Annotated in this window: 10 protein-coding genes and 1 rRNA gene; all 11 read right to left on the bottom strand. The window is 50.7% G+C overall.

What is annotated here, in order from left to right; all coding sequences use genetic code 11:
• The coding region (locus FYJ64_RS11185; protein WP_206045534.1) for a transposase family protein at positions 1–217 on the bottom strand (217 nt) is incomplete at its 3' end.
• A 330-nt stretch (positions 218–547) separates the two neighbouring features.
• The gene (locus FYJ64_RS11180) at positions 548–2,497 is read right to left on the bottom strand and encodes a fructose-1,6-bisphosphatase (RefSeq protein ID WP_154575206.1); all 1,950 of its coding nucleotides are present in this window, start codon (positions 2,495–2,497) and stop codon (positions 548–550) included.
• Positions 2,498–2,591: 94 nt separating this feature from the next.
• Positions 2,592–3,857, bottom strand: coding sequence for a UDP-N-acetylglucosamine 1-carboxyvinyltransferase (murA, locus tag FYJ64_RS11175; RefSeq protein ID WP_320615731.1), 1,266 nt, complete (start codon positions 3,855–3,857; stop codon positions 2,592–2,594).
• 122 nt (positions 3,858–3,979) lie between these two features.
• Entirely contained in the window at positions 3,980–4,222 is a 243-nt protein-coding gene (locus FYJ64_RS11170; protein ID WP_075714177.1) for an AbrB/MazE/SpoVT family DNA-binding domain-containing protein, read from the bottom strand.
• A gap of 43 nt (positions 4,223–4,265) precedes the next feature.
• Positions 4,266–4,634 (bottom strand): hypothetical protein, encoded by a 369-nt coding sequence (locus FYJ64_RS11165; RefSeq protein ID WP_154575204.1) that lies wholly within the window; start codon positions 4,632–4,634, stop codon positions 4,266–4,268.
• Positions 4,635–4,781: 147 nt separating this feature from the next.
• Positions 4,782–5,723, bottom strand: coding sequence for a tRNA1(Val) (adenine(37)-N6)-methyltransferase (locus FYJ64_RS11160; protein WP_154575203.1), 942 nt, complete (start codon positions 5,721–5,723; stop codon positions 4,782–4,784).
• Positions 5,695–6,837 carry a PSP1 domain-containing protein gene (locus tag FYJ64_RS11155; RefSeq protein WP_154575202.1) on the bottom strand — a complete coding sequence of 381 codons (1,143 nt, stop codon included), beginning with the start codon at positions 6,835–6,837 and terminating at the stop codon, positions 5,695–5,697. The genes FYJ64_RS11160 and FYJ64_RS11155 overlap by 29 nt, the downstream gene beginning before the upstream one ends.
• The gene (locus FYJ64_RS11150) at positions 6,831–7,661 is read right to left on the bottom strand and encodes a hypothetical protein (protein WP_154575201.1); all 831 of its coding nucleotides are present in this window, start codon (positions 7,659–7,661) and stop codon (positions 6,831–6,833) included. The genes FYJ64_RS11155 and FYJ64_RS11150 overlap by 7 nt, the downstream gene beginning before the upstream one ends.
• Positions 7,658–8,290, bottom strand: a complete 633-nt coding sequence (tmk, locus tag FYJ64_RS11145; RefSeq protein ID WP_154575200.1) for a dTMP kinase — start codon at positions 8,288–8,290, stop codon at positions 7,658–7,660. Before tmk ends, FYJ64_RS11150 begins: the two co-directional genes overlap by 4 nt.
• A 467-nt stretch (positions 8,291–8,757) precedes the next feature.
• Positions 8,758–10,380, bottom strand: coding sequence for a Na+/H+ antiporter NhaC family protein (locus FYJ64_RS11140; protein ID WP_154575199.1), 1,623 nt, complete (start codon positions 10,378–10,380; stop codon positions 8,758–8,760).
• 227 nt (positions 10,381–10,607) lie between these two features.
• Positions 10,608–10,724 (bottom strand): 5S ribosomal RNA (gene rrf, locus FYJ64_RS11135).
• Between the last annotated feature and the right edge of the window lie 7 nt (positions 10,725–10,731).

Below are 10,731 nucleotides of genomic sequence, written 5' to 3'. Positions count from 1 at the left end.
AATGCAGGATCGTATCATAGCCGCTGATGGAGACGTCCCGGACCAGTTGTGTCCGGTAATCATGAACCTTGCTGGTGACGGCTCCGCATTTCGGGCAGTGGTGCAGGCGCTGCTGCATCCTTAGATGAATATGCATTTGCCTGCCGGAGCATTCTATATTTGTGACGATTACATCTTCCAATTGAAGCAGTTTTTCGATACAATCTCTGTAGAGCATTGATTACCTCCCGAGGGTTTTGTTTCGCAACTTTATTCTACAGGATTTTGGTATTTGATGCTCTTACTTTTTCAATCTAAAGATGGCTCACAGACAGTGAGCCACCCCAACATATTTTTTAGAACCCATTTTATCGATAATATAAGTTGCCCATTTGCGTATTGCCTTATATTCCGCCGGGTCGCACAGAGACCCATCTCCTGCACATCTGGAATAACCTTATAATACAATAACAGCCACCGGCTGATTGGTGGCTGTTATTGCTTTTGTTACTTATTCACGATGTTGACCTGCCGCCGAAACCGCCGGCAAATCAATGTCCTTTACTACCTAGTACTGCTGTTTCAGCAGACCGTGGCGATACGCGTCGCAGAGTGACTTCATGTCGTTTACCTGCTCCACGAGCTCGGCGCCCTGATCGGTGTCGATGATCAGCATACGTTCGGGCAGGGTGTCTACAATCTGCAGAGTCGGTGAGGTGAAGGTCTGTGTACCGTCCGGTTGCAGTGGCGTGTAGGGCTTATGTTCTGCCAGAGCCATAAACCGGGAGTTGAAAATAAAGGTATAACCTGCGATTCCGGTCTGCTTCTGATAGGCCTTGGAAATTCCGCCGTCGATCACATACAGCAGTCCGCCGCCCTTGATCGGACTTTCGCCGTCCTTGATCTTGACAGGAACGTGACCGTTCAGAATCTTACCGTGATTGGGATCCAGCCCGAATTCTCTCAGAATATGCTGCACAGGCTCCTTCTGTCGGATCAGCTTGTAATACGGGCGTGTAGGCTCCTTGTGGCTGGCTTTGTCTGCGATGAACAGACGCTCAAACGTCGTCATCTTTTCTTTGCCGAACAGCGGAGAGTTGCTGCCTTCCCAGAGGTACCACATCAGATCGCCGGAGCGTCCGACCTCCTGCGACTCATCTGGCGAGAAATAGGCTGCGCGCACCTGCTTGTCCAGGTAATCCATCAGTGCTTTTCCGCGATAGGTCCCGCCTCCCAGGGTGACGTCCACGAACTCGCCCTGTTCGTCCATGGGTACGCATCCGTGATAGAGGAGATTTCCGTTTATTTTTTTGTACAAAGCCCCATGACTGAACAGGAACTGGATGTGACGCTGAAGCTTCTCAGAATTCAGGATTGAGGCTTCCAGACTCTCCATGACCTGCTCCTCCTCCGGAGTTAGGCGATAGGGATCCTCCGGATCAACCGTCGGGAAATTAGTGTCACGCAGAGGCCAGACCTTTCCCTCGACGGTAACCGTTCCCTCCTTCAGATTGAGTTTATCCAGGAGAAGCCGCTTTTCCATGCCATACTCAGGATGCGCTTTGATCCTCTGTCCTTCAATCTTGAATTGCATGATTGCAATCGCTTTGTGCATCTGCGCTGCGTGAAGCGGGCTGACCGGATCGTAGATGTTCTCATCCAGGATATGGGGCATGAATTTCTCACAGGGGTCGTCTCCGTAAACGCGTTCCGCGAAGGTAGCCAGCGGACGCAGATTGATGCCGTAGCCCACCTCCAGCATATCGAAATTGTTGTAGCTGATGTTCATGCGAAGGATGTTGGTAATGCAGGCCCAGTTTCCGGTAGCTGCCCCCATCCATACGATATCATGATTCCCCCATTGAAAATCCACATCATGGTAATTCATCAGAAAATCCATAATCTGGTCAGGATGCGCCCCTCTGTCGAAAATATCTCCGATAATGTGAAGATGATCCACCGCCAGATCGGAAATTGCCTCCGCCATCGCCACGATGAAGCGATCCGCGATTCCGCATTCTATAATCGAACTGATAATCGCTTCATAATAGTGATTTTTGTTCGCCTCGTCATCCGCGTGCAACAGTTCGTCCATCGCATAGGCCAGATTTCCGGGCAGACGCTTACGGACTTTGGAGCGGGTATATTTTGTGGACACCGACTGACAAATCGTAATAAGGCGATATATCACAGTGGTGCACCATTTGTTGAAGTCAGCTTCGCTTTTATGGCGGCGTTTAAGCTCCGCCTGAGGATTATAGATCAGTGCCGCAAGATCATCTCTGTCCTGCTCGCTGAGAATCCCTCCGTAGTGTTCGTCGATTTTCATCCGGATCGTCCCCGACGCACTCTTCAGCATGTGGATGAACGCTTCATGTTCTCCATGCAGATCGCTCAGGAAATATTCCGTGCCCTTCGGCAGTGCCAGAATCGCATTCAGGTTTATGATCTCTGCCGATGCCGCTTCCAGATTCGGATAGTCCTTAGCCAGAAGTTCCAGATACTTTAAATCCGCCATTTTCTCCCTCCGCTTCTTTCCGTTTTTTGTTCTTTCCTGTCTGTTTCAGTTCTGTGCCGGACGACCGGTAATCCGACCGCAGGCGACTGTTAATTTAATCGTCGATTCTCAAAATGTTAGCGCCCAGCGCCTTGAATTTCTTCATAAATTTCTCATAGCCGCGCTCAATGTGATAGATTTCAGAGATCTCAGTAGTTCCGTTCGCCACCAGACCGGCCAGTACAAGCGCTGCGCCGGCCCGTAGATCAGTTGCGATCACCTGCGCTCCCTCCAGAGTTTTGCCGCCCTGAATATACGCCTTGTTCCCCTCCGTTTGGATATTGGCTCCCATCCGGTTCAGCTCCGCCACATGCATGAAACGATTCTCAAACACCGTTTCAATCACTGTGCTGGAACCTTCTACCGTAGTCAGAAATGCCATAAACGGCGACTGAATGTCTGTCGGGAATCCCGGGTACGGAAGTGTCTTGATATCAGTAGATGTCAGCGGTCTCTGATCAGCCACCACGTATATGCCTTCGTCCCCCATCTCCACAGTCACGCCGCATTCACGAAGCTTGGCGGTAATAGGCTTGACATGGTCGAAAACAATGTTCTTGATCAGAACCTGTCCCCGGGTGATCGCGCCTGCCAGCATGAAGGTTCCCGCCTCGATCCGATCCGGAATAACCGTATGGAAGCAACCCTTCAGGCTTTCCACGCCCTCGATCTTAATTGTATCCGTACCGGCACCTTTAATCCGGGCTCCCATTTTGTTCATAAAATTCGCCAGATCAACGATTTCCGGTTCTTCGGCGGCGTTCTCGATGTATGTGGTTCCCTGGGCCAGTCCCGCCGCCATCATAATATTTTCCGTAGCTCCCACACTCGGGAAATCCAGATAAACACTGGCTCCTCTGAGACCGCCGGCGGGTGCTATCGCCTCAACATAATTGTCCTTCTGTATAACCTCCGCGCCCAGAGCCTCGAAGCCCTTCAGATGAAGGTCAATCGGTCTCGCACCGATCGTGCAGCCGCCCGGCATATGCACCTTGGCTCTGCCCGTACGGGCAAGGAGCGGACCGAGAACCAGAAAGGAGGCTCTCATTTTCCGCACCAGCTCATAATCAGCTTCGTTCGTCGTTATGGAATCGCAGGTAATTTCAAGAACCGTGTCCTCTGCTTCCCTGATATTTCCTCCCAGTGAGGTCAGAATCTCCTTCATCACCTCCACATCCCGCAGATCCGGGACATCCTCGATCCGGCAGGTTTCTCCGCTGAGAAGCGCCGCCGCCATCAGAGGAAGCACCGCGTTCTTCGCGCCGCTGATATATACTTCTCCGTTTAACGGTTCACTTTTCTGTACTAAAAATTTCGCCACATTTCCCTCCAAAACAGTTGCTTTTTTTCTTCATCTATTAGTATACTAATTATCTTCAGCGGTTTCAACAAAGATAACTAAAATAACCTGCACAGGGCAGGTTAATTATTCTTAAGAAAACGTTACAGTTTTTTCATTTCCTCGATGCATTTCGCACATACGCTCTTTCCGTGAATAAGCCGGATATCATCAATATCTCCGCAGAAAATGCAGGATGGCTCGTATTTTTTCAGCATGATATACTGCCCGTCAACAAAGACTTCCAGCGAATCATCTGTCTTTATCCCGAGATTGCGTCTCAGTTCCACAGGGATCACAACCCTTCCAAGCGCATCAACCGGTCTCACGATACCAGTAGCTTTCATTTCTCACGTCTCCTTTCAGGGCCTCTCCGGTCCGGTTCCAAATTCAGTGTTTCCTCCACTTTTTCTTTTCCTCTTCATTGTAGTATTCCGCAGGATCCGAACTTTTAAAATAGGACACCGTCGATGCTGCCGCTTTGGCGACGTTCGTCATGGCACCCACCAGACTCTGGTTGCCCTTCATGGCCGCGGTAAGGTCATTCAGCGCACTGCCGAGATCCCCGACAATTCCGTCCACCTGCATCGCCTTATCCGAGGCAACGCCCGACACCACCGAAGCATCATCGATGACCTTATTCATGTTTTTCACCGTTGTGATCAGGTTCTTCGCGAGAACACAGAGAAAGATCAGCAGGATGATCAGCGCGACAAACACCAGGCAGATTAATGTGTACTTCAGATCAATTGTTATCATGGCTCAAACCTCCAAACTCCTGACGGATGATATACCCGTCTTCCCTTGTGGAATATTATATACAAATTTCCAAATAATAGCAACTGTTATTTTACACTAACTTTACATCCGGCTCTTATACTGATTTTTCCTTCAGCGGCGAATATGTCATTCTCCGGCCGCAGAAACTGATCCCTCTCTCTCTTTCTGCAGCTCAGAGGCCGCATCCTGCACAGGAATTTCCCGTTCATAGAGTTTCAGCATCTCACGGGAGAAACTCCCGTCCGGCTCTCTCACATATAGCTCCGGCAAGATGCGCAGGCCGCGGCTGCCGTTCCGGACACAGTGCATCAATACGATATTCGGCTTCTCCATCGGTTTTCCGCTCACAAAGACCATCTCTCTGGGTTCCAGCCGAAGTTTTCTGCTCAGTTCACAGAGATCAATCAGCCGGGAAGGACGATGTACTATAAACAGATGACCTTTGTCTTTCAGAAGCACGGACGCTGCCCTCAGGAAATCCTCCAGACTTCCCGCAACCTCATGGCGGGCGATGGTCCTGGCCTCGTTTCCGGCCGGAAGTCCGTTCCCCGCTGCCGTATACGGAGGATTCATCGTGACTGCATCAAAACTTCCCGATCCTCCCAGCTCTGCCAGGATGTCCGACTGTACGGCGGGTTCAGACTGTTCTTCGGGCATCGGATATTCGGCGTGTTCCACCCGGCACGCCGCTTCCGGCTGCCTGCCGGAACTCCGGCATTCGATAGGCTTCGTCCGAATATCGCGAACATTGGCGTGCAGAAAATGCAGCCTTCCCTCCAGTTCGTTCAGCTCAGCGTTCTTCACGGCAAGACGCCAGATCTCTTCCTGAACCTCGATACCCCACATATCGCCTATAGGCGTTTTGTGGGAGAGAATCAGCGGGACGATCCCGTTTCCCGTTCCCAGATCACAAAGTCTTGACGGCCGGCTCCTGCCCTTCAGCCGTTCGGCTGCGAACCCTGCCAGAAGAACCGCATCAACCCCGTAGCAGAACGTTTCCGGATCCTGAAGAATCCGGACGTCGCCGAATCCGGTATCGTCAATTCTCAGCGAATGTTTCTCTGTCATTTCCGGTTCCCCTGACGCCTCCGCCGGACTCCTGCGGATTCACTCTGCCGTCGTTTTTCCTGTTCTTCCGGCGGCGACGGCGACGGTTTCCGGATTTTTTCTTTTCAGGTTCCGCTGTTTCCCCGTTCTCTCTGGTTCTGCCCTTTCCATTTCCGAAGGTCTTTTCTCCTCCGGCACCGTTTCGCGGTGCACTGTGCTCCGGATGATTCTTTCCGGGCCTGTCATGCCCCTTTCCGTGAGCACCGCTGTTTCCGCCGTTCTGCGGTTTCCGGTCCTTTTTATCAAATCTTCCTATCTCGTCTTTTTTATAGGTATAGACATCCGCGCTGAGCTTGTCAGCTCCGGTATCGTCCTTTTCTCCGGTGTAGATACGCACACGGATCTTTCCGGTCAGGACATCGGATTCGACAACTTTTCCCAGCCCTTCCGGCGTCTCGATACGCTCATTAACATCAGGCATCCCCTTCCGGAGCTCGGAATAGACATCGTTCTCATACTTCAGACAGCACATCAGCCTGCCGCACACGCCGGAGATTTTCGCGGGATTCAGTGACAGATTCTGCACCTTCGCCATCTTGATGGAGACGGGCTGAAAATCTGACAGCCATGTGGCGCAGCAGAGACCTCTTCCGCAGGATCCTACGCCTCCCAGCATCTTTGCCTCGTCCCGCACGCCGATCTGGCGCAGTTCAATCCTCATCTTGAAGACACCGGCCAGATCCTTTACAAGTTCCCGGAAGTCAACGCGTCCGTCCGCCGTAAAGTAAAAGATAATCTTGTTATTATCAAATGTATATTCCACATCGATCAGCTTCATCTCAAGGTGATGCTTCTGAATCTTCTCCTGACACGTCTTCATCGCCCTGGATTTTTTCTTCTCGTTTTCCTCGTGACGGGCGATGTCCTTCTCCCCGGCAATCCTTACGATCTTCTTCAGCGGACGTGTGACATCCTCTTCCTTGATCGGTGTGATTCCCATTGTTACCGTACCGAATTCCATCCCTCTTGCCGTCTCGACGATCACACCCTGCCCGGGCTGTACATCCAGATCGCAGGGGTCAAAGTAATAGACCTTTCCGGTACTTTTGAACCGCACCCCAGCAACATTTACCATTTATTTCCCTCCAGTTTCAAAATCAGTTCCCTGACCGCATATTTATAATTTATGTTCCGCCGGAGCCTTTCCTTCGCCTTTTCCGCGTCGCGGACTCCTTTCGCCAGCCGCGCGCTCTGAAATTCCGGTGTCTGTCTGCGCAGGTAATACCCGATCCGGTTTTCCATCGCATCCAGAAATGTAAACGCATCCGGCCTGCCCTTAATCTCACCGTCCAGTTTTCTGCAGATATCAAAGAAGAACGCTCCGCCGAATGTCATCCGCAGTATTTCATCGGCAAACGCATCCATCTCCGTATCCGACGCATCAGCAAAATTCATCAGATGATATCGGACGCATCTGGAATTGATAGGAGGCGAAAGATTGTACACGTTCTCTGACAAAAGAATGATCACCGTTCCGGGCGCCGGTTCCTCCAGGGTTTTCAGAATATGGCCTCTCGCCTTCGGCGTCAGTGTGTCGGCGCCTTCAATAATGGCGATATTCCGGTCCCCCGCTGTCGGTATGGTTTTCAGATCCTTCAGAAGTTTTTCAATCGCACCGTCCTTCACTGAAGGATATCCTTTCTTTTCTTCTACAGGCACGATGTGATAGACATCCTCATGATTATCGCCGGCGATTTTTCTGCATGCAGGACACTGTCCGCAACCCTCACCCGGAGCGTTCCTGCAGAGAATTGCGCTTGCGAACGCTTTAGCGAATCCAACCTTGTCCACATCATTGTCACTCTCAAAAATATACGCGTGTGAGATATGGCCGCACAAAACCGCCTTTGACAGCTGCTCCGCAGCGTTTCCATATTTCCTGTAATCCGTCAGCTTCATTGTCCATTCCTTTGTTCCAGGAGTCTCTCAATGTGCCCCGTGATGTTCTCTCTCATCTCCTCGCGGCTCCGGTTTCCGTCAATGAGTACGATTCTCTGTGGCTCTTGTTTCGCAAGCTGCAGGTAACCCCGGTACACACGGTTATGGAACCGGAGTTTTTCACTCTCAAGCCGGTCTCTCTCGTCCGCCCGAATCCTTCCCTTTCCGACTTTTGGATCGATTTCCAGCAGAAATGTGAGATCGGGGATTATGCCCATGACAGCATATTCGTTGATCACTCTGACTTTATCTCCCAACTGTCTCCCATATCCCTGATAGGCGATACTGGAGTCCATGAAGCGGTCACAGACGACGATCTTTCCTTCCTTCAGCGCAGGACCGATCAGCTGACAGACGTGCTGCGCCCGGCTGGCCGCATACAGCAAAGTCTCTGTCATATCGCACATTTCATTGTTCGATTTATCCAGGATCACCTCCCGGAGTTTTTCTCCGATCTCTGTGCCTCCCGGCTCACGGGTGAACACGCAGTCGATTCTCCGTTCCCGGAAATAGGTCTTCAGATATTCAATCTGCGTGGATTTCCCGGATCCGTCCGGACCCTCAAATGATATAAAAAGCCCTCTGTTCATCGATAACTCCCGTTTATTTTCTGCCGCCGGTGGCAGATTCCAGAAGTTTTTCAAAGAGGAACCATCCCACACAGGCCAGCGGTACGCAGATCATCACACAAAATATAATTTTCAATACGATCATGTAACGACCTCCCTTACCTGAGCCGGGCACAGCACGGCATGCACTTCACATGTATCAGTCTCCGCGCGACGGTGCCCATTGCAGCCGGCTGTACGCCGCGGCGCTGCAAATAAATCATTGTCAGCGCCCATTAAGTCCGATGAGGACATAATGAGCATGCGCTAATTATAGCATAAAATGTAAATTCCGTCCATAGATTGTTGGTAATAATTGCCAATTTCTGTAATTTCTCTGAAACAGCAAAAATCCCGTCTGTCTGCAATCTGCGCAGACAGGCGGGATTCATATACTATACAGCCGCATTCACAGCCGGGTTCGTGTTCCGATGCGCCGGGGCGCAGGATCAGTCTGCCCAGGCCGCGCCGTATTTCTTTTGTTCCCTCTTCTTCAGGAAGTACAGAAGCACGATCAGTACGACAAAGCCAAATACCAGCGACACAACCACGTTGCGCGAAAATCCCGCCACAATGTACGTGACCGCGGAAATCGCCGCGACAGTCATCGCATAAGGCAGCTGCGTATTGACGTGATTGATGTGGTAGCACTGGGCTCCCGCAGAAGCCATGATGGTGGTATCCGAAATCGGCGAGCAGTGATCGCCGCAGACTGCGCCGGCCATGCAGGCGGACATTGCGATGATCATCAGGTTCGGATCGGTGTCCTTGAATGCCGTAACAACGATCGGGATCAGAATTCCGAACGTTCCCCAGGAAGTGCCGGTGGCAAAAGCAAGACCGACCGCAATCAGGAAGATGATAAACGGCAGCAGATTCATCAGACTGCCCGCGGTGTTTTTAATCAGACCCGCAACATAGACAGACGCACCCAGACTGTCCGTCATGCCCTTCAGAGACCAGGCAAATGTCAGTATAAGAATCGGTGCGATCATCGCTGCAAATCCGTCAGGAACGCAGGCCATAAACTCCGTGAAATTCATTACGCGCCTTGCCATGTAAATAACAAGGGTAATGATCAGCGCAAAGAAGGATCCGACTGCAAGACCTACGGAAGCATCCGAGTTGGCGAAGGCTTCGACAAAATTCTTTCCGGAAAACATCCCGCCGCTCCAGAGCATACCGATAACACAACAGATGATAAGGACAATAACCGGAATCAGCATATCGAACAGTTTTCCATCCTCCTTCAGTTTGGCTTTATCCGCCTCAGCATACGGACGCTCCGGCGTCGTAAACAAATCACCCTTTGTCGTCGCGTTCAGCTCATGCTGCTCCATCAGGCCATAGTCAGCCTGCATTGCCGTAATGGCGAACATGAACGCAATCGTGAACAATGCGTAGAAATTCCATGGAATGCAGCTGCAGAATAATGCAATCCCGTTCTGGTTACCGGGAACAAAACCCGATACAGCGGCGGCCCATGACGAAATCGGTGCAATAATACAAACCGGGGCCGCAGTCGCGTCAATCAGATATGCCAGCTTCGCTCTGGAAATCTTGAAACGGTCAGTAACCGGCAGCATGACGCTTCCCACTGTAAGACAGTTGAAATAATCATCGATAAAAATCAGAATACCCAGGACGATGGTGGCGAACTGTGCACCTTTTTTCGTCTTGATGTGTTTCTGCGCCCACCTTCCAAATGCAGCTGATCCGCCTGATTTATTCATCAGACACACCATGATTCCCAGAATTACCAGGAAGATCAGGATACCGACATTGTACGCATCCGTCAGCTGCGCAACAATTCCGTCGGTAAAGACATGCTTGATCGTGCCCGGAAAACTGAAGCCGGAATACAGAAGACCGCCTACAACAATACCGATAAATAATGAACTGTAAACTTCCTTGGTGACAAGTGCCAGGACAATCGCTATGATCGGCGGAACAAGAGCCCAGAATGTTTTCTGTACGCTCTTGGCGTCTGTTGTAAACGCTGCGATAACGAGAACCGCAACTACAACAATCAGGACGATGACACTGACAATATTAGTGTTCTTCTTTTTCATAAATGTCACTCCCTCTCACATAATCGTCACCTGAAAATAAATTGTAGCCGAATTGGCCTTACTTAAATATTAACACAAAAATAACCAAATTCAATAGAGTTAAGAAAATTTTATAAACAATAAAGATTCCGGAGAGTCAGCGGCCGCCGGGCAAAAAAACTCTCACAACTCAGGAAAAAAACGAAATAAAAAAGACAAATCATCTCTGACTTGTCTTTTGATCTCTGAACCGGCAGCGTCCTACTTTCCCGGGCAGTCACCCGCCAAGTATCATCGGCGCTGAAGAGCTTAACTTCTGTGTTCGGGATGGGAACAGGTGTGACCTCCTCGCTATTGCCACCGGATTCAGTT

The organism is Hornefia butyriciproducens (assembly GCF_009695915.1).
Classification (GTDB): domain Bacteria; phylum Bacillota; class Clostridia; order Peptostreptococcales; family Anaerovoracaceae; genus Aminicella; species Aminicella butyriciproducens.
The sequence above is the reverse complement of the archived record's forward strand: the minus strand, read 5'-3'. Positions and strand labels throughout refer to the sequence as shown.